This is a genomic window from Pontibacter sp. GD7 (genome assembly GCF_058216375.1).
Window position 1 is genome coordinate 118,628 of the sequence record NZ_JBYZMP010000002.1, and the last position, 19,525, is coordinate 138,152.

General features: G+C 45.9%; 19 protein-coding genes and 1 tRNA gene. 10 read left to right on the top strand and 10 right to left on the bottom strand.

The window, feature by feature from the left end:
- Positions 1-262: 262 nt before the first annotated feature.
- Positions 263-682, bottom strand: a complete 420-nt coding sequence (locus AC4BAP_RS03570; RefSeq protein WP_490581248.1) for a hypothetical protein — start codon at positions 680-682, stop codon at positions 263-265.
- 183 nt (positions 683-865) lie between these two features.
- On the opposite strand from AC4BAP_RS03570, the gene AC4BAP_RS03575 reads away from it, so the two are divergent.
- On the top strand, positions 866-1,762 hold the full coding sequence (locus tag AC4BAP_RS03575; protein WP_490581249.1) for a YheT family hydrolase: 897 nt from the start codon (positions 866-868) through the stop codon (positions 1,760-1,762).
- A 122-nt stretch (positions 1,763-1,884) separates the two neighbouring features.
- On the opposite strand, the gene rsmG is transcribed toward AC4BAP_RS03575, so the two are convergent.
- The 4 genes from rsmG to AC4BAP_RS03595 form a co-directional block, all read right to left on the bottom strand.
- Positions 1,885-2,532 carry a 16S rRNA (guanine(527)-N(7))-methyltransferase RsmG gene (gene rsmG, locus AC4BAP_RS03580; protein ID WP_490581250.1) on the bottom strand — a complete coding sequence of 216 codons (648 nt, stop codon included), beginning with the start codon at positions 2,530-2,532 and terminating at the stop codon, positions 1,885-1,887.
- A 40-nt stretch (positions 2,533-2,572) separates the two neighbouring features.
- On the bottom strand, positions 2,573-2,794 hold the full coding sequence (locus AC4BAP_RS03585) for a hypothetical protein (protein WP_490581251.1): 222 nt from the start codon (positions 2,792-2,794) through the stop codon (positions 2,573-2,575).
- A 242-nt stretch (positions 2,795-3,036) separates the two neighbouring features.
- On the bottom strand, positions 3,037-3,645 hold the full coding sequence (locus AC4BAP_RS03590) for an RNA polymerase sigma factor (RefSeq protein ID WP_007659731.1): 609 nt from the start codon (positions 3,643-3,645) through the stop codon (positions 3,037-3,039).
- Positions 3,636-4,742 carry a glycosyltransferase gene (locus tag AC4BAP_RS03595; protein ID WP_490581252.1) on the bottom strand — a complete coding sequence of 369 codons (1,107 nt, stop codon included), beginning with the start codon at positions 4,740-4,742 and terminating at the stop codon, positions 3,636-3,638. The genes AC4BAP_RS03590 and AC4BAP_RS03595 overlap by 10 nt, the downstream gene beginning before the upstream one ends.
- 293 nt (positions 4,743-5,035) lie before the next feature.
- Here AC4BAP_RS03595 and tgt point away from each other — a divergent pair, with 293 nt between their 5' ends.
- The 3 genes from tgt (at position 5,036) to AC4BAP_RS03610 (ending at position 8,304) form a co-directional block, all read left to right on the top strand.
- Positions 5,036-6,166, top strand: coding sequence for a tRNA guanosine(34) transglycosylase Tgt (gene tgt, locus AC4BAP_RS03600; protein ID WP_490581253.1), 1,131 nt, complete (start codon positions 5,036-5,038; stop codon positions 6,164-6,166).
- A 118-nt stretch (positions 6,167-6,284) separates the two neighbouring features.
- The gene (locus tag AC4BAP_RS03605) at positions 6,285-7,361 is read left to right on the top strand and encodes an LptF/LptG family permease (RefSeq protein ID WP_490581254.1); all 1,077 of its coding nucleotides are present in this window, start codon (positions 6,285-6,287) and stop codon (positions 7,359-7,361) included.
- Position 7,362: 1 nt separating this feature from the next.
- Complete coding sequence (locus AC4BAP_RS03610) at positions 7,363-8,304, top strand: DMT family transporter (RefSeq protein ID WP_490581255.1); 942 nt, start codon at positions 7,363-7,365, stop codon at positions 8,302-8,304.
- Here AC4BAP_RS03610 and ispE read toward each other — a convergent pair.
- Positions 8,260-9,066, bottom strand: a complete 807-nt coding sequence (gene ispE / locus AC4BAP_RS03615) for a 4-(cytidine 5'-diphospho)-2-C-methyl-D-erythritol kinase (protein WP_490581256.1) — start codon at positions 9,064-9,066, stop codon at positions 8,260-8,262. The two genes, AC4BAP_RS03610 and ispE, sit on opposite strands and share 45 nt — an antisense overlap.
- 235 nt (positions 9,067-9,301) lie before the next feature.
- Here ispE and AC4BAP_RS03620 point away from each other — a divergent pair, with 235 nt between their 5' ends.
- The gene (locus tag AC4BAP_RS03620) at positions 9,302-10,435 is read left to right on the top strand and encodes a DegT/DnrJ/EryC1/StrS family aminotransferase (RefSeq protein ID WP_490581257.1); all 1,134 of its coding nucleotides are present in this window, start codon (positions 9,302-9,304) and stop codon (positions 10,433-10,435) included.
- 579 nt (positions 10,436-11,014) lie between these two features.
- On the opposite strand, the gene AC4BAP_RS03625 is transcribed toward AC4BAP_RS03620, so the two are convergent.
- Positions 11,015-12,145, bottom strand: a complete 1,131-nt coding sequence (locus tag AC4BAP_RS03625; protein WP_490581258.1) for a trans-sulfuration enzyme family protein — start codon at positions 12,143-12,145, stop codon at positions 11,015-11,017.
- Positions 12,146-12,338: 193 nt separating this feature from the next.
- Between AC4BAP_RS03625 and AC4BAP_RS03630 the strand changes: the two genes are divergently transcribed.
- From AC4BAP_RS03630 to AC4BAP_RS03640, 3 genes are all read left to right on the top strand, one after another.
- Entirely contained in the window at positions 12,339-12,812 is a 474-nt protein-coding gene (locus AC4BAP_RS03630; protein ID WP_490581259.1) for a hypothetical protein, read from the top strand.
- 85 nt (positions 12,813-12,897) lie between these two features.
- Positions 12,898-13,653 carry an MBL fold metallo-hydrolase gene (locus AC4BAP_RS03635; RefSeq protein ID WP_490581260.1) on the top strand — a complete coding sequence of 252 codons (756 nt, stop codon included), beginning with the start codon at positions 12,898-12,900 and terminating at the stop codon, positions 13,651-13,653.
- A 105-nt stretch (positions 13,654-13,758) separates the two neighbouring features.
- Positions 13,759-14,724: an MBL fold metallo-hydrolase gene (locus AC4BAP_RS03640; RefSeq protein ID WP_490581261.1), complete on the top strand. Its 966-nt coding sequence runs from the start codon at positions 13,759-13,761 to the stop codon at positions 14,722-14,724.
- 317 nt (positions 14,725-15,041) lie between these two features.
- Here AC4BAP_RS03640 and atpC read toward each other — a convergent pair whose 3' ends face one another.
- The 3 genes from atpC to AC4BAP_RS03655 all read right to left on the bottom strand — a co-directional run bounded on the left by atpC (position 15,042) and on the right by AC4BAP_RS03655 (position 17,419).
- Positions 15,042-15,287 carry an ATP synthase F1 subunit epsilon gene (gene atpC / locus AC4BAP_RS03645; RefSeq protein WP_490581262.1) on the bottom strand — a complete coding sequence of 82 codons (246 nt, stop codon included), beginning with the start codon at positions 15,285-15,287 and terminating at the stop codon, positions 15,042-15,044.
- A gap of 95 nt (positions 15,288-15,382) precedes the next feature.
- A complete protein-coding gene (gene atpD, locus AC4BAP_RS03650) occupies positions 15,383-16,894 on the bottom strand; it encodes a F0F1 ATP synthase subunit beta (RefSeq protein WP_490581263.1) in 1,512 nt (503 codons plus the stop codon).
- Positions 16,895-17,188: 294 nt separating this feature from the next.
- Entirely contained in the window at positions 17,189-17,419 is a 231-nt protein-coding gene (locus tag AC4BAP_RS03655) for a hypothetical protein (protein ID WP_490581264.1), read from the bottom strand.
- Positions 17,420-18,297: 878 nt separating this feature from the next.
- Here AC4BAP_RS03655 and AC4BAP_RS03660 point away from each other — a divergent pair.
- Together AC4BAP_RS03660 and AC4BAP_RS03665 are read left to right on the top strand one after the other, a co-directional pair.
- Positions 18,298-18,370: transfer RNA gene (locus AC4BAP_RS03660), tRNA-Gln, on the top strand.
- Between the two features lie 163 nt (positions 18,371-18,533).
- Positions 18,534-19,463 (top strand): ribose-phosphate pyrophosphokinase, encoded by a 930-nt coding sequence (locus tag AC4BAP_RS03665; RefSeq protein WP_490581265.1) that lies wholly within the window; start codon positions 18,534-18,536, stop codon positions 19,461-19,463.
- Positions 19,464-19,525 lie beyond the last annotated feature (62 nt).

Sequence of the window (19,525 nt, forward strand, 5' to 3'; positions counted from 1 at the left end):
TTATACTATTATATCTTATTGTTCCGTTCTCTAATGAGTTTGCAAAGGTAAACCCTTTACAATTAATTTCCAAAGCACCTTTCTATATTTTTTTAGCTATACAAAGGCTTGCAAAGCTAACCAACAGAAGCCTTTACTCCTAACAATTGGGTTAAATTTCATGCTTTTAGCTTTTCAAAACCTAATCTGGCGAGCATAGCGAAAATAAAACGCCCCCCAGACAGCTGTCTGGGGGGCGTTTTATTTTGTTAACTAAATAATATTATTGTCTTTCGCGCTGAACATCTACGTCAACATCTACATCATCAATCTTACCAAGACGGGCCTGCACTTTATTTTCAAAGGCGTTCCAGTCGGCTTTTGTTTCCTCCCACTCTCTGCGGGTGGCATCATCCCAGGTGCTGGTCTCTGCTTCCAGTTCTGCGGCACGGCGATTATACTCTGCACGCATCTCACGGAACTCTGCTTCAGTAACGGTTTCAGCACGCTCTGTATTGGTAGTTACCCAGGTACTGAATTCATTGAACTCCTGGTTCATCTCGTCTGTAGCCTCAGTCATTTCGGCCTGCGTTTCGTCAATGGCTTCGTTTGTTTCGTTCTGGGCCTCCTGTGAGCAGGCAAAGCTGAACAAACCAACTGCTAGTGCCATGCCTATTGTTTTAAACTTTGATGCGATTTTCATAGTTATATAAATTTGTTACAAACCATGATACGTGAGAAAACAAATATTGATATATAAGCTGCAAAGAATAACTTATTTTTGCGCTTTTCACGTACATATAACTATATAACACCAGACGCATAATTGTTTATGCCCATTGTTCCTTCTAAACATAGAGCACCCTTTTACCTTTTCAACGGCCACTTGCAGACAATAATCCCCGGTTTGTTCCGACAAGTGGACGGGGTCCTCTACGCACGCGAACGCCTTTTTACCCCCGACAACGATTTCATTGACATTGACTGGTCCAGAGTTGGCTCCAATGAGTTGGTAGTGCTTTCGCACGGCTTAGAGGGAGACTCCAGCCGGCCCTATATACAGGGCATGGTAAAGTCTTTTAACCGGTGCGGTGTTGATGCCCTGGCCTGGAACTACCGCAGCTGTAGTGGCGAGCCCAACAAGCTGCTCAGGTCTTATCACCTGGGCGCCTCCGACGACCTGGACTTTGTGATAAAGCATGCACTGGTTACCGGCAACTATGATAAAGTATACCTGATCGGGTTTAGTGCCGGCGGCAATATCAGTCTTAAATACTTGGGCGAGTCCCCTGCATTTGTGCCGCATGAGGTAAAGCGAGCCGTAGTTTTTTCGGTACCAGTAGACCTGAAGTCCTCCGCCAAGCAAATCTCCAGAATATACACGCAGCGTTTCCTTAAGACATTGGGCGAAAAACTGGAATTGAAAAGACAAATGTTCCCTGATGAGCTGGACCTGACCGACTACAGCATACTCTGGACGTTCCCGGAATTTGATGAACGCTTTACAGCGCCGCTGCATGGGTTTAAAAGCGCAGAAGACTATTACAAAAAAGTAAGCTCCAGGCAGTTCCTGACAAACATACAAGTGCCTACACTAGTAGTAAACGCCAAAAATGACCCTTTCCTGGGCAAGATGTGCTACCCAGTGCGCGAAGCCGAGCAAAACCCATACTTGTACCTGGAGGTGCCCGATGAAGGAGGGCATGTAGGCTTTGCGGAGGACTTCAGAAAAGACAACTATTATTCCGAAGCAAGAGCCTTGAGGTTTATACTTGAGGAGTAAACAGGCGACCAGCACTACCTTTGTCTTAACAGCACACCTGTAAATCCTCCACTTTAACGATACCGCTGCTTTCAGTCAGCAGGTTTATAGCAAAAGAGACGCCATTGCAGCGTCTCTCCTGTTTATTTCTTTTTACCACTTTCTTTTAGCGGTACATACACCACCTTTTTTGTCTCAAAGAATTCTTCGTTAAAGAAATCAGAGAGATCATACATTTTTGTGATTAATCCTGACTCTGCTATTTCCTCCTCCAGGTCACCGCCTTTTAGATAATACAGACCTTCGGTTGGCAGGCCGGTCTTTTTAAAGCTGTTCATGATCCAGGGCCAGAAGTTCGCCAAACGTGTTACGGCACGGCTCACTACAAAATCATACTTGTCGCGCACCTGCTCGGCACGGGTATGGCTGGCAGTTACGTTGTGCAGGTGCAGTTCTCGGGCAATCTCCTGCACCACGTGTATCTTTTTCCCGATAGAGTCCACCAGATGAAACTTCACTTCCGGGAACATCACAGCCAAGGGCAAGCCCGGCAAGCCGCCTCCTGTACCAACATCCATCACCACTGTGTGCTCCGGGAACTGTACCACCTTGGCAATACCCAGCGAATGCAGAATGTGGTGTACTCCCAGTTGGTCCACGTCCTTGCGCGAGATCACGTTTATCTTCTGATTCCACTCCTGGTAAAGCGAACCCATGTGTTCATACTTCTGCAGCTGATCCTCGGTAAGCTCCGGAAAATACCCAGATAAAAGTGTGCGGATGGAGGTCATATATTTAATTATGAATTTTGAATTATTAATTATGAATGGGCTATACTACCACAAAGTATAAAATGCCTGCAAGTATAACCACCAGTACCACAACAGCCAGCGCCATAAACACATCAAACAGCAGCGTTAGGCCGGCGTTACGGTACTGCCCTTCATACTTTACATGCAGCTCCCGCTCAATTTTTTCCTTGCTGCGCAGCCGCAACTGCAAGTATAGCTTTCCTGAACGTGAAAGGAGACTATCTGTTAAGGAACGAGGCATTGTAACGGGTTAACGAAATATTGTGTCTTATGTCTGGCTACCTGTGTCTGTAGCAGGCTGCAAAAGTATAAAATAAGTACGGTATCTGGTATAAAAGTATAAAGCCCCTGCTGCTTACGGGCAACAGGGGCTTTTAACGTAGTTTTAATTGTTGGATTGTTAATTGTTAATTGTTAAATGCTGTTCGTAAAAATATATAAATCGTCCTGCGAACCAACAATCAACAATTTAACAATCAACAATTAAATCAAATGCTTCTTGTTCTTCACCATGTCATACAGCAACTCGCGTGCGCGGTGCAGCTGGGCTTTTACGGTGCCAAGCGGTGCGTTTAACTCGGTGGCTATTTCTTCGTAACTAAGCTCGTTAAAGTAACGCAGCGTAACAAGGCGCTGGTACTTCTCAGGCAACTTGGCCACCACATACTGCATGATCTCGATCTTCTGATTCTTGATCGCCTCCTCCTGCGGGTTCAGGTTCTTGTCTTTAAAGTCTATCGTTATCTCATCGCCGTTGTCAATTTTAATAGCCGAGTCGATAGACATGGTCTTGATCCTGTTTTTGCGGATAAAGTCGATGCAGTTATTCGTAGCGATACGGAATAGCCAGGTACTAAAAGCGTACTCCGGGTTAAACTTATGCAGGTTACGGAAAGCCTTGGCAAAGGCCTCTATTGTCAGGTCCTCTGCATCGTCGGCATTGCGCACCATTTTCAAAACCACATGGTAAACGGGTTTTTTATAGATGCTCATCAATTCGGCATAAGCTTTTTCATCATTTTCTTCTACAGCTGCCTGTATAAGTTTGAAGTCATGCTTTGCCTTTGCAGAGAATTGTTTGTTTACTTCCATCTGAGTCGTTTATACATTAATACAGATACCCCAAGGAAGACATAGGTAAAGAAATACACTACATCCAGCACAGGTAACAGTGGCAGGGATACCGTTTCGTCGAGTCTACGTGCGGCTGATATATAAACCGGGAACACCGATAAATACCGCACGCCAATAAGCGCACCTAATATAGCTAAATGGCTATTTAATACAAGAAGAATAATTAAAAGGATGTAAAAAAAAACGTTTGATGCTACAAATGCTCCTATCCTTCTTCTATCAGCTGCCTTGTAACGCCCGCCGACGGACATATGCCTACGTTTTTGCACAACCCATTCCCTAAACGTCTTTTTGGGAATGCTAACTGTCTGCGCCTCCTTGTCAATAACAATGCTTACTTTACTATTGTTGGCGGCATCACGAACAAAAAGATCATCGTCGCCGCCCATCGTTTTGATGTGAGATGCAAACCCCTTGTTTTTAAAGAAACAATCTTTAGTGTATGATAAGTTTCTGCCTACCCCCATATAGGGTTTCCCTAGGTTTGCAAGAGACAGATACTGAATTCCGGTAAGCAAGGTTTCATATCGGATCAAGTGATTTAAAAAACCTTTTAATTGTGCATAAGGAGCATAACCCAGTACCACATCTGCCCCGTTTTCGTACCCACTCTGCATCTTTTCGATCCAATGGTTGCTGCATGGCCTGCAATCGGCATCGATAAAAAGCATGTGCTCATACTTTGCAGCCCGTATGCCCAATGCAATCGCGTACTTTTTAGGATTCAGGTAGTCCGGCGTCTTTTTAATGGTAACAACCCTGAAGCATGGGTGAAACTGCTTTTCCAGTTCATAGAGGTAAAACTCTGTGTCATCATCAGAACGGTCGTTCACCGCAATTATCTCATATTCCGGGTACTCCTGGTCCAGCAGCATGGGCAGTAGCTCATACAGGTTTTCCTGCTCGTTGTGGGCAGCCACAATCACGGAAACAGGCCGACGGCTTACAACAGGCGGGTCTGTGTGCTTGGTAAGCGGCAGAAAATAGATAAACGCAAAATAAAGCTGCACCAACACACAAAGGCCGAGCAGCACCAGTAGTACAGTTGTAATCAATATAGTGAATGGTTAAATGGTAGTATTGTTAAATTGTTAGACTAAGCGCCTTAGGCAAATCAACAATTTAACCATGTGGCAATTAAACAATTTCTCTAAAACCTCCTCAAAAATAGCCATTAAATAGCCATTTCCGAAGTATAGGCGCATTAAAAAAATTGTATGGTTTGTGGCGCTACACTTTGTATCTTTGCGGGTTCTTTTAGAAGTATAAATTAATGCTGCACTTCAGCGGAAACGCTGTTACAACAGCAGGCCTTTTACCGCGATGGTTAAGGCTGAAAACCAGAGATATGCAATTTTCATTAGTAGCCAAAGATCCTCAGTCTAAAGCGCGTGCCGGTGTAGTACAAACCGACCACGGTGCCATCGAAACACCTATTTTTATGCCGGTTGGTACAGCCGGAACCGTAAAGGCAGTGCACCAACGTGAACTGAAGGACGATATAAAAGCCGAAATCATACTTGGCAATACTTACCATTTATACCTGCGGCCCGGCCTAAATGTGCTGGAGCAGGCAGGCGGCTTGCACAAGTTTAACGGCTGGGACAGGCCTATACTGACCGACAGCGGTGGCTACCAGGTTTTCTCGCTGGCCGGCACCCGGAAGATAAAAGAGGAAGGCGTTAAGTTTAAGTCGCACATAGACGGCTCTACGCTTAACTTTACACCTGAGAATGTGATGGATACGCAGCGCACCATTGGCGCCGACATCATCATGGCGTTTGACGAGTGCACCCCCTACCCTTGCGACCATACGTATGCCAAGTACTCGATGGAGCGCACGCACCGCTGGCTGCAACGCTGCGTAGACCGCTTCGACAGCACCGAGCCGAAGTATGGCTACAACCAAACACTTTTCCCGATTGTGCAGGGCAGCACCTACAAAGACCTGCGCATACAGTCTGCCGAGACCATTGCCAGCTTTAACCGCGAGGGCAATGCTATTGGTGGCCTATCTGTGGGTGAGCCAGCCGAGATGATGTATGAAATGACCGACCTGGTGTGCGACATACTTCCGGCAGACAAGCCACGCTACCTGATGGGTGTGGGCACACCGGCTAACATCCTGGAAAACATCGCGCTTGGCGTGGATATGTTTGACTGCGTGCTGCCAACCCGCAACGCGCGCAACGGCATGTTGTTTACCACGCAAGGCGTTATCAATATCAAAAACCAGAAATGGGCCAACGACCATACCCCGATCGATGCGGAACTGGGTGGTTACGTGAGCACGTTTTACACCAAGGCCTACCTGCGCCACCTGATACACAGCGGAGAGTACCTGGCCGGCCAAATCGCCAGCGTGCATAACCTTACTTTTTACCTGTGGTTGGTAAAGCAGGCACGTCAGCATATCCTGAACGGAACTTTCCGCGACTGGAAAGACATAATGGTAAAGAAACTGATGACAAGGCTCTAAGGAGCCAGTTAAAAGTTAAGAGTTTAAAGTTAAAAGCTGTTTTTACCTAACTTGCTTCTAACTGTTATCAAACAAAACTCTTAACTCACAACTTTTAACTCTAAATTAAAGCGTAGCGTTGAAGCTCCTCGACAAATACATACTGAAGAAGTTCCTGACCACTTTCGTGTTCGTGGTGCTTATACTTGTGTCGGTTATCCTGGTGATTGACTTCACTGAGAAGAATGACGATTTCATAAAGCACAACGTGGCGGCCAGTGAGATCATTTTTGATTATTACATCAACCTGATCCCGTATTATGCCAACATGCTGAGCCCTATCACGGTGTTTATTGCCACAGTGTTCGTAACGGCCAAACTGGCATCGCATACTGAGATCGTGGCCATACTTAGCAGCGGCGTGAGCTTCAGAAGACTGCTGGTACCATACCTGATCGGCTCTTCCATCATAGCGGCGGTAATATTTGCATTGATCGGCTGGGTGATCCCAAATGCCAATAAAGAGAGTGTGGCCTTTCAGATAAAGTATACCAAGAGCACCTTTACTTATGATACCCGCAACATCCATGTAAAAGTAGCCCCGGAAACGTATGTGTACATGGAGAGCTACAACAACACGGCCAACGTTGGCTATAACTTTGCCCTCGAAAACATCGACGACACAAAGCTCAGAAGCAAGCTTACCTCCAACAACGTGCGCTGGGACGATGAGAAAAAGAAGTGGCACATGGACAGTTACACGCTGCGCACCTTTGACGGCGAGAAGGAGACACTGTACAAAGGCGGTGCCCTGGATACAACCCTTAACCTGACTCCCAAAGATTTCGAAAGTACCTACAAGCTGGAGCAAACACTTACCCTGACGGAGTTGAACCGTTTTATCAACGAGAAAAAGTCGCGCGGGGCCGATGACCTGGAAACATACCTGATCGAAAAGTATGAACGCTTCAGCTACCCGTTTGCCATTATTATCCTGACAATCATCGGGGTAATCGTGAGTGCCCGAAAGGCGCGTGGCGGGGTTGGTTTCCAGATCGCGCTGGGGTTCTTCCTGGCTTTTATTTTCATCATATTCGTGATCACAAGCCGAAGCCTGGCCCAGGTAGGCGACATTCCGCCATCAGTAGCTGCCTGGATTCCGACGATTGTGTTTACGGGGATAGGGTTTGTTTTGTACCGTTACGTGCCTCGTTAGTATGCCGCGCTTAAAAGATTTTCTGGAGCTTCACTTTATTGTTTTCCTTTGGGGCTTTACGGCCATACTTGGCAAACTGATCTCTATACCTGCTGTGGAGCTTGTTGCGCTACGCACTTCCATAACGGCGCTGGCAATTGGGGCGCTTATTTATAAAAGAGGTACGCCTTTCTGGATGGGCAGAGAGCAGGCGCTAAAGCTGCTGGGGGTGGGTTTCATCATAGCGGCCCACTGGATCCTGTTCTTCGCGGCGGCAAGGGTTTCTTCGGTTTCCATTACGCTGGTTGGCATTGCCACCTGCAGCCTCTGGACAGCCCTTTTAGACCCGCTTTTCAGCAAAACCAAAATTAAACCACACGAGGTGCTGCTGGCGCTACTTGTAATCTTTGGACTATACATCATTTTCCAGCACGAAACAGAGTTTAACAGCATACTGGGCATCAGCATGGCGATAGGTTCTGCACTAATGGGATCTATTTTTACCATTATCAACGCCAAGCTGGTAAAACGTATTCCGTCCACTACCATCACCACCTACGAGATGACAGGCGCGTGCCTGGGCACTGTACTCTTCTTCCCGATTTATACTTCATACTTTGCAGAGGGCGGTGCACTGAACTTTAGCCTAACCTCTATGGACTGGGTATACCTGCTGGTGCTGGCACTTGCCTGCACGGTGTATGCCTATACTGCTTCCGTAAGGCTGATGCAGCGCATCACGGCCTATACCATGAACCTGACTGTTAACCTGGAGCCTATCTACGGGATCATACTTGCCCTTCTTATCTTTAAGGAGGACGAGCAGATGTCTACGGGGTTTTACCTGGGGGCAGCCATTATTCTCCTGAGCGTGTTTGTGTACCCAATACTGGATGCCTACGACAGACGCCGTAAAAAACTACAGGAGACCTTTCCAGAGCATGTAGTGGTTCGGGAAGAATAACGGGGCTGGCTCTTGCTTAAATAAACCGTACACCGCCGAGCCCGAACCCGTCATGGAGGCGTATTCGGCACCGGCTTCATAAAGCTTTTCTTTTATCTGGGGCAATTCAGGGTACTTTGGAAACAGTGCTTTTTCAAAGTCATTTTTCAGGATATCCTTCCAGATGCTGACATCCTGCTTTAATAGTATATCGATGTGGCACTCCGGTTCCTGCGCCTTTATACTTCCATACGCCTCGGCTGTGGTAATGTGTATGCCTGGGTACACGATCACACAAGTATAACCGCTCAGGTCTACAACCGTAGGCGAAAAAACGTCCCCTTTCTCTGTGGCCACCACCGGCCTGTTCCGGATAAAGAAAGCGCAATCACTCCCTAACTGGCGTGCATACTCCTCAAGGGCATCCGCAGAAAGGTTCAGCTCGAATATCCTGTTCAGTATCCTGAGTGCGAACGCGGCGTCGGCTGAGCCCCCTCCCAGCCCTGCACCCATAGGTAAAACCTTATGCAGATGCATGTGCACTGGAGGCAGGTTAAAGTCCCGCTGCAATAACCGGTATGCCTTCAAACACAAATTAGACTCTGGATTTCCGGGCACAGGCAGGCCGGTCATCTCAAAACGTAGTTTGGGCGCAGGCAAAATCTCCAGCGCATCGGTCCATTTTACAGGGTAAAAGCAAGACTCTAAATTATGAAAGCCGTCGGCTCTTTTGGAGGTAACAAGTAAGCCAAGGTTTATTTTGGCGTTCGGGAAGTCAAGCATCGTGAATTAAGGAACTGTTTTTTTAAACTGCAATCTATCAAAAATGGCCTAAAACTACGCACCCTTGCAGCATAATATCGGATACTACGTAAAAGGCCTGACTGCGTAAAGTCTTTTTTATTATATTGATCAGGCTAAAAACTGGCGAGGTAAAGTATACGGTTTTACTGAGTCTTACCGTTCAGAAATAAACTTAGCCGCAACGCCATTTAGTAACCCGCATAACCCTAATGACATGATATACAGGCCAGGGCGCATTTTTCTTTCTATCCCGCAAATGGGTGGTCATGAGAAAAACTACGTGCAAAAAGCTATCGAAGACAACTGGGTTACAACTGCCGGCCCTAACCTGCCCGGGTTCGAGCACGACATCTGTCAGCATACCAATGCACGCTTTACTGTTGCTTTAAACTCCGGCACTTCTTCTATCCATCTGGCACTGCGCCTGCTTGGTGTTGGCCCCGGCGACGAGGTACTTTGCTCAACATTTACTTTTGTGGCCTCTGCCAACCCAATTTTATACTTAGGCGCAACCCCGGTATTTATAGAAAGCGAGCCTGACACGTGGAACATGTGCCCCGATACCCTACGCACTGCCATACAGGACCGCCTGAAGCACGGGAAAAAGCCAGCTGCCATACTTTTAGTGCACTTGTATGGCATGCCTGCCAAGCTGAACGAGATCATGGCCATCGCCCAGGAATATGATATTCCGGTAGTGGAGGATGCGGCAGAGGCGCTTGGCTCCAGGTATGGCGGTCATCAGGTGGGTACGTTTGGGCGTATGGGCATCTTCTCTTTCAGCGGAAACAAGATCATCACCACATCTGCCGGTGGAGCCATCGTTACATCAGATGAGAACCTGGCCACACATGCCGCTTTCCTGGCTACGCAGGCTAAAGACCCGGCCCCATACTACCAGCATTCAGAAATGGGTTATAATTACCGCATCAGCAACATTAACGCGGGCATAGGCCGTGGACAAATGGAGGTGCTGGAAGTTCGGGTAAAGCAAAGGCGGGAAATTTTTAATTACTACCGCAACCAACTGCAGCACATAGAAGGCGTCGAGTTTTTGGCTGAGCCTAAAAGCTGCTTCTCTAACCGCTGGCTAACCACCATACTTTTACCGGAAGGCCATAAGCCGGAAACCATTATCAAAGAGTTGGAGGAAGAGAACATTGAAACCCGCGCCCTCTGGAAACCCATGCACATGCAACCACTCTACGCTAATAATTTATACTTTGGCAACCGCCTGAGCGAGCAACTGTTCAGCCGCGGCCTCTGCCTGCCAAGCAGCAGTGGCTTACAGGAGGAAGAGTTGGAGAAGGTAGTGAGGCAGTTGAAGAAGGTATTGGGAGTTGTGTAATCCCTCTTTCTGTGCCATTCTTTTTAACTACCAATCATTCTCAGTCTTATTAACCAATCGTTTTATGGTTGGCTTTGGTGCCCTCAAGGCCGGGAGGCCTCGCCTTTGCGCATCGCGCTGTGTACCTGAAGCTGCCTCCGCTCTGCTTCGGCTGCCCTGCGGGCACCGCAACAGCTACAAGGCGCTCAACCCAAAGGCTGGGATGGACACTGCTTCGCTAGCGGCTGTTGCAACTGGCAAGCAAGTATAAATTGGTAATGGCGGTGATTCCCCTCTCGAGAGGGGCAGGGGTGTGTAATCGTATACCGAAAACTCCCCGCCTTGGACAATCGAGAACGAGAGTTCGAAGATTGCGAGCGTGGCTCTGAGGGGATAAAGGGGTGGTTTGACCCGGTATTGCGAGATCCCCCTCCTGTTTTGGGCAAAGGGCCCCTCGACAATAGGAGGGGCTAGGTGAGGATTCCCCCTCTTGCAGACTAGCCAAAACGTGAGTTTTGAGCTAGCAAGCGTAGCGCGCAGGAGTGTGTTTACACCTGCAGTCTTAAACCCAGATAGAAATTCCTTTTGACGGAGCAGTAACTACACCTGCGCCAAAGCCTGCTCCAACTCCGCAATCAACTCCTCCGGCTCTTCTATACCCACAGACAGGCGGATAACGCCAGTTGTTATACCTAGTTTTTGCTGCTGCTCCGGGCTAAGCGAACGGTGCGAGGTGCCCAGTGGATAGGAAATGGAAGTACTCACGCCTGCCAAAGACGGTGCAAAAGGTATAGTGTTAAGCCCTTGCATAAAGCGGTTAACGCTTTCTACCTCATCTTTTATTCTGAAGCTCAGCATCCCGCCAAACATACCACCGCCTTGCTTTTCAGCTAACTCATGCTGCGGATGTGCCTCCAAACCCGGATACCATACTTTCTCAACTTTGGGGTGCTGCTCCAGAAACTTTGCTATGGCTAAGGCGTTGCTGCAGTGCTGCTTCATGCGCAGGCGAAGTGTTTTCAGGCCACGTGCTGCTAGCCACCCCTCAAAAGGGCTAAGGTTTAAACCGTAAGTTCGCACCACAGCCTGTACCCGTTGCAGATCTTCCTGCTGGCTGCATATAACCACCCCGGCTGTTACATCGCTGTGGCCTGACAAATACTTAGTTACACTGTGCATTACCAAGTCTGCTCCCAAGGCCAATGGCTTGGTAAGTATAGGGGTGGCAAATGTGTTGTCTATCAGTAATTTTATACTTTGCTTCTTGGTTTCCTGAGCCAGTTTTGCAATGTCGAGCACCTGCAACAGCGGGTTGCTCATTGTTTCGGCCAGCATCAGGCGCGTGTTGGGTTTGGTGTACTTATCTAAAGTATAGGTATCGGAAGTAGGCACATAGGTCACCTCAATGCCAATGCGAGTAAGTTCCTGGCTAAGCAATGCCGAAGAGCCACCATAAATTTCCTCAGCGCACAGCACATGATCACCAGCCTTGCACACCGCCAGCACCGCCGCCAGTATCGCCGACATCCCCGACGAGGTGACTACCCCTCCTACTCCACCTTCCAGCTTATTTATTTCATCTGCCAGTTCATCGGTATTCGGGTTGCCATAGCGGGTGTACATATAGTTCTGCCCCGGCTCCTCAAAGTATGACTCCAGCGCATTCAGGTCTTCAAAAGTAAAAACTGAGGTCTGGTAAATAGGAGTGGTTTTCGGGTGAATGTTTGGCATAACCTGCAAGTATAAATAGTGCTGTAAGATAAGGAGTAATTTGCTATATTGTATAAGCCTGATAGTAGACTAGATGAGCAGGTAGTTTAATTTATTTAATTTATTTAATTGAAAACTGCTCAACGCATAACCAGTTTGAGTTGAATGGTTTTCATTTTATACTGTAGTTCATGCATTAGTATGAAAATAAGGAATGGTAAAAACAGGTATTCCGATTAATACTTATTCTCTGCTTCTCAAAGTAGTTGTTCTGTCTCTACTGTTGGGATACTTATTAGAGAATAATCTATTAGCGATTGGTGTAGGTATTTTTTCAGGACTGATACTGCATGTGTGGGTTAGCTACTACGATTGCGTGGTGCATCTGGATAAAGAAGCAGTTAAGTTCTACTATCTAAGGCCTTTCTTTCTTAAAGAAGAACATGACTTGAATCATGTGGATAAAATAGAAATTATTAGAGAAGATAAGGACAAAACCCGAAGAGAAATCTGGTGGCAAGCTGATATGCTTTTCCAATTCAGCTACGATAAAATGATGCTTTATAAGGGCAAGACAGTTAAAGAAATTAAGTTCAGAACAAACGAGAATGACTTATCTGGATTGGAAGCAATGATAAGGGAAATATCTGAAAGGAAAGCAGGTGTAACTAAAAATAGAACTGCATAATATAGTGCATAATTTGATTTTCAGATATTTTTAACCTGCAGCCTGCAAGCCACTAAAGTTTATTTCCAGTTAAGATTAGCTAACTATGAGAATACAGACTTTCAAAGTCCAGAAGCAGATACAGGATACCGAAATAGTTATTTATCCGACGCTGCTTACTATAAACGGAAAGCATTTTCTGGTAGACTGCGGGTACGAGGAAACATTTCCTGAATTTGTATCAGAGTTAAGTAAATTAAATGTTAGTCTTCAAGATTTACACGCAATATTAGTTTCTCATGACGATATAGACCATTTGGGTGCGCTTACCCTCTTCAAGAATCTGAATCCGTCGCTTTTGGTTTATTGTAGTGAACTAGAAGAACCGTCAGTGTCAGGTAGAATAAAATCAGAAAGGCTAGAACAGGCAGAGCAATCCCTGTTCATACTTCCTGACGAAAACAAGGCCTGGGCAATGAAATTTATAAGTCAATTAGAAAGTATAAAGCGAGTCGATGTCAACATCACATTAAAGGATCAGGATAAAATTGAAAATGAAGTGGTGGTGCTTTATACTCCCGGTCACACCCGGGGACATGTATCGTTTTACATTCCTGCCGACAGGACTATAATCGCAAACGATGCACTCGTTATCGAAGATAACAAGCTTGAAATTGCTAATCCGATGTTCACCCTGGATATGGGCCAAGCTATTAAGTCAGTTGAACTAATAAAGCAACTCAACCCGGCAAGGATTATTTGTTATCATGGAGGAATAATGACTGATAACATTACTCAGCAATTAGAGAGTGTAATTAGAAAGTATGAAAAACCCGCAGTTCAATTAACCGTTGCTAAGTAAGGAATGACCGCAGACATAGCATCGTGACAATTTTACCATTAGTATAAATTCTATTCTGTAGGAAGTTAAATACCTCAAGCAACCACCTGCAACATCAAAATAGTAATGAGAATCTTCTACCTTATCATATTTCTAGTTGTTATTTGTGCTTGCTCTCATTCCAGTCAGCAAAGCTCTTCTACAGCGGCTAAGCAAACAAAAGTAGTCCAGACCTCACTCATCGTTCTTGGCAACGTGCAGGATGCCGGTTCACCACACATTACCTGCACAAAAGACTGCTGCAAAGACTTATTTGATAACCCGGATAAAAACAGGAAGGTAGTAGCGCTTGGTGTAGTAGACCCTGAAAATAATGCCAAGTATCTATTTGAAGCTACGCCAGATATAACAGAGCAGCTAAAGCTTTTGAAACAGTATGCTCCGAACAACTCTTCTGAAACTCCCGACGGCATTTTTCTAACCCATGCCCACATCGGCCATTATGCCGGTTTAATGTACCTGGGGAAGGAGGCATTGGGTGCTAAGGGAGTGAATGTATATGCAATGCCCGTCATGAGAAAGTATTTGGAGCATAATGGCCCATGGGAGCAACTCGTGTCACAGAACAATATCGCACTGCAGGACTTACATAACAACAAGCCGGTTAAACTAACTTCAAATTTAGAAGTTATTCCCTTTAAGGTTCCGCACCGCGACGAGTACTCCGAAACTGTTGGGTACAAGATTATCGGGCCAAACAAAAAAGCGTTATTTATCCCCGACATCGATAAATGGGAAAAGTGGGACTCCGACATCATCAGCGAGATCTCAAAAGTTGATTACGCCTTTATTGATGCCACTTTCTATGATGCCAAGGAGATCAATAACCGAGACATCTCACAAATACCGCACCCTTTCATCATCGAAAGTATGGCCAAGTTTGCCAAGCTACCTTCCAGCGAAAAAAACAAAGTATACTTCATCCACATGAACCACACCAACCCGGCCCTAAACCCTAATAGCAAACAGTCTAAAGAGATTCTAAGCAATGGGTTTCATGTTGCCCGGATGCATGATGTGTTTGAACTATAGGTAGCTTTATCATAAACCATATTCATCCCGCATGTACCGCCTGTTTGAGCGAAGGGGCAATAGTAGATTCGCATAGTGCCAGTCTGAGAAGTTGAAAGTATAAAGTTGTATAACGCCAGTTACAAACTGGCCTCATGTATAGCCACAAGTTACGCTCACGCTAAACTTGCGGCATACTATGTTTACCCACTCTTTCGGACAAGGATGTCCGGAACAGCTAATCTCCTAATTCACTTTCAGTATCCCAATAAAACAAAACTCCCCTCCTGCTTTGGTAAGCAAGAGGGGAGTTTTTTATACTTTATACTTGGCTTCGGTTACTCAGTAACAGACTCAGCTAGTACAATGATCTTGTTATTCAGTACTTCTACCACACCACCGTCAACGGTAAAGAACTCCTGGCTCTTGTTGGTAGTTACACGGATTCTGCCTTTCTCAAGGGTACTGATAAGTGGAGCGTGCGAGTCAAGTACCTCGAACGAGCCATTAGCTCCCGGGAACTGAGCCGCTTCTACCTCACCGGCAAAAACCTTTTTATCAGGTGTGATTATCTCTAAATACATCTTTATTAGTTAAGAGTTTAGAGTTAAGAGTTAAAAGTCATAATTGGCAGAACCAACTCTTAACTTTTAACTCTTAACTTTTAACTAATTAAAACTTATTTTGCTTCAGCAAGCATTTTCTCACCTTTCGCAACAGCATCTTCGATTGTACCTACAAGGTTGAAGGCTGCCTCTGGAAGGTGGTCATACTTACCGTCCATGATCTCATTAAAGCCTTTGATAGTGTCTTTGATATCAACAAGAACACCTTTAAGGCCTGTAAACTGCTCTGCCACGTGGAACGGCTGAGAAAGGAAACGCTGTACACGACGTGCTCTGTGTACTACCAGTTTATCCTCGTCAGATAGTTCGTCCATACCAAGGATGGCGATGATGTCCTGAAGTTCTTTGTAGCGCTGCAGGATCTCTTTCACACGCTGTGCAGTGTTGTAGTGGTCTTCACCAACAACCTCTGGCGTAAGGATACGAGACGTAGAGTCAAGAGGGTCTACCGCTGGGTAGATACCAAGCTCAGATATCTTACGAGAAAGTACCGTAGTCGCGTCAAGGTGGGCGAACGTTGTAGCCGGAGCAGGGTCAGTTAAGTCGTCGGCAGGTACGTAAACGGCCTGTACCGAAGTAATTGAACCACGCTTTGTAGACGTGATACGCTCCTGCATGGCACCCATCTCAGTTGCCAGCGTTGGCTGGTAACCTACCGCAGATGGCATACGGCCAAGAAGTGCCGATACCTCAGAACCCGCCTGCGTGAAACGGAAGATGTTATCTACGAAGAAAAGGATGTCACGACCAGCATCGCTAGAACCTGGCTCGCCATCACGGTAGTACTCGGCCATTGTAAGACCAGAAAGTGCCACACGTGCACGCGCCCCAGGAGGCTCGTTCATCTGACCGAACACGAAAGTAGCCTTAGACTCTTTCAGTTCTTCCTGGTCAACTTTAGATAGATCCCAGCCACCGTGCTCAAGAGACTCTAAGAACTCTTTACCGTAACGCACGATACCAGCTTCGATCATTTCGCGAAGAAGGTCGTTACCCTCACGAGTACGCTCACCTACACCGGCAAATACAGAAAGACCACCGTGTGCTTTCGCGATGTTGTTGATCAGCTCCTGGATCAATACAGTTTTACCTACACCGGCACCACCGAAAAGACCGATCTTACCACCTTTTGCATAAGGCTCGATAAGGTCGATTACTTTGATACCTGTGAATAATACTTCAGATGAAGTAGCAAGATCTTCGAAACGTGGAGCAGGTCTGTGGATTGGCAAACCACCCGTGCTCACAGGCTGCGGAATACCGTCAATGGCTTCGCCGATTACGTTGAATAGGCGACCTTTAATGCCTTCGCCTGTTGGCATTTTGATTGGGCCACCCAAGTCAACTACTTCAGCGCCACGAGTAAGACCTTCTGTAGAGTCCATCGCAATGGTACGTACACGGTCCTCGCCAAGGTGCTGCTGACACTCCAGTACTACTACCTGGCCGTTGTCTTTCGTCACTTGAAGGGCATCCAAGATATTTGGTAGCTTAGAGCTTTCACCCGCAAAGCTAACGTCCACAACCGGACCGATAACCTGGGTAATTCTGCCAATATTCGCCATTTGACTTAATTTATTGATTAACTTTTGTAACGGAGTTATTTCAGGGTGCAAAACTAATGGATAAATCTCTTATATCCACACTTTCCGCTCAAAAAGTTATCGTTAATAGTTAAAACACCTATAGGCAAATGGCACAGGCTATTTATAATGGTGCTATAATATAAATACATGCGGTTTTAAAAGGGACACGATGTTTGCCAAAGCTTTTACAGCATGCATTTAATAGCATGCACCGATGCTGGCATTGCAATAATGGAGTTAACGACACATATTATAAAGGTGGGCAACTAGCTATTACAAACTCTTCAGCAGTTCTATCTGTTCGTCATTTAACAAAATGTATCGGTTGTTAAACGGATTGGCGTAGAATTTTTCGCAGATCACATACTCGCCGCTTTTTAGCTTATGTATATTGTAGCTAAACAGGCTATTAGATCGCTCAATAACCAACTCGGTTGTACTTAGGTCTAGTTTCTGACCGCATGTTGTAGTAATAACGTCAGGGTTGAGTGTTGTGGTTGGCATAGGACAAACATATAGTATAGACAATCCTTTACGTACAAAACTGCTGAGAGTGACGCCTATCCCCCAGAAAATATACCCGTTTTCAAATTATACTTGTTCTGTTTTATCCTACCTAAAAAATACCATATTATTAATGATGTAAGGCATTTTAATCAAAAGTATAACCGCTCCTGTTTATTCTTGCTGCCAGCAAGGGCTAGGTTATACTTACTCGTGATAACATACAGCACAAGTGTAATCTCAGCATACATTAGACAGGCTTACTATTAAGTATAGATTTCATCTCACTCTTGTCAGGCTATAGATTTACCTCCCCGGGGATAGGCCGCTCTATTACATTTCAAGTGAAACAGTACAGCTAGTTACGGATCAGCGCTTGCGAATACCAACTCACAACACTCCTGCCCTTTCCCGGCACTGTTGCTTACTACAAGTTTATAGTTGTGCGCCTAACGCATAATAAAAAGGCAGTGATTTATACTTTGTGGTGTTAAGGTCCGGACTATAGAACAACGCATCAAAGGGCTCATAACAGATGAAATCTGCAGGAGTGGCGCATAATTATATCAGGTAAAGTATGGCCAGCCTGTAAATATTTATTGAACCATAAATAAAGCGACCTCTGAGGGAACGCTCTAAAATAAAAGAGTGAAATTCACTTATTTAGACTCAAAACCAACCCTGACCAAAGTATAAACAAGGCGTACATGTGCAGCGTTACAGTATCCAAAAAACACCACGACACGGCCCTAAGGCAGATTTTAGACTAAAATTTTCTGAAAAATTTTGCAGCAATTGTTTGCAGTTTAAAATCGTCTATCTATCTTTGCATCACCAAACGACAACAGCACGAAAGTTCTGAAGTCTAGTAGGGAAATTGTCCGATGGTGTAACTGGCAACACGTCTGATTTTGGTTCAGAAGAGTCCAGGTTCGAGCCCTGGTCGGACAACTTTAGAAAAGAACAACCTGCCTCAGTGGGTTGTTCTTTTTTGCTTATACGGCAGGTGTAAGTAATTAAAAATCAGAAATATCGCTACCTATATCAGGATTATTTGGTAGCTTTGCAGGCATAATAACTAAATCTAAACCCTCAATTAGCTTTTAGCACCATTATGCCACAAGTAAAAATATTCTCTGGTTCCGCATCCAGGTACTTAGCCGAGAAGATTGCTGCCGCATACGGCACAACGCTTGGCGACCTAAGCATCTCCCGTTTCAGCGACGGCGAGATTGGGGTGCACTTTAATGAATCCGTTCGCGGCGCAGAGGTTTTCATTGTGCAGTCAACGTTTCCTCCGGCTGATAACCTGATGGAACTGATGCTGCTGGTAGACGCGGCAAAGCGTGCTTCAGCTCATAAAGTGATTGTGGTAATGCCATACTATGGCTATGCCCGCCAGGATAGAAAAGACAAGCCACGCGTATCAATAGGCTCTAAAGTATTGGCTAACGCCATACAGTCTGTTGGCGCTGACCGCCTGATGACATGCGACCTGCATGCAGGCCAGATACAGGGCTTCTTCGATATCCCGGTAGACCATCTGGACGGCTCGGCGATCTTTGTGCCTTACCTGCGCAGCCTGAACCTGGGCAACGACCTGATCTTTGCATCTCCTGACGTGGGTGGTGTGGTAAGAACAAGGGCCTTTGCCAAGAACTTCGGTGCAGAAATGGTTGTTTGCGACAAACACCGTAAACGTGCCAACGAGATCGCCTCTATGCAGGTGATCGGTGATGTTGAGGGGATGGACGTTGTCCTGGTGGACGACATGGTGGATACAGCAGGTACCATCACAAAAGCAGCAGCGCTGTTGAAAGAAAAAGGAGCTAAATCGGTTCGAGCAATTGCCACACACCCGGTTCTGTCGGGCCCGGCCTATGAGCGCATCGAAGAGTCAGTTTTAGAAGAGCTTGTTGTTTCGGACACTATTCCGTTACGTCAGGAGTGCTCTAAAATAAAGGTGCTTTCTTTCTCCGACCTGTTTGCCAGGGCAATCAACAACGTGGTTACCCACGAGTCGATCAGCTCACTATTTATATAGTTGTTCGTTATCCGTTATTCGTTATTCGACCTCAGAATACGATTAATGATTAACCAACAACG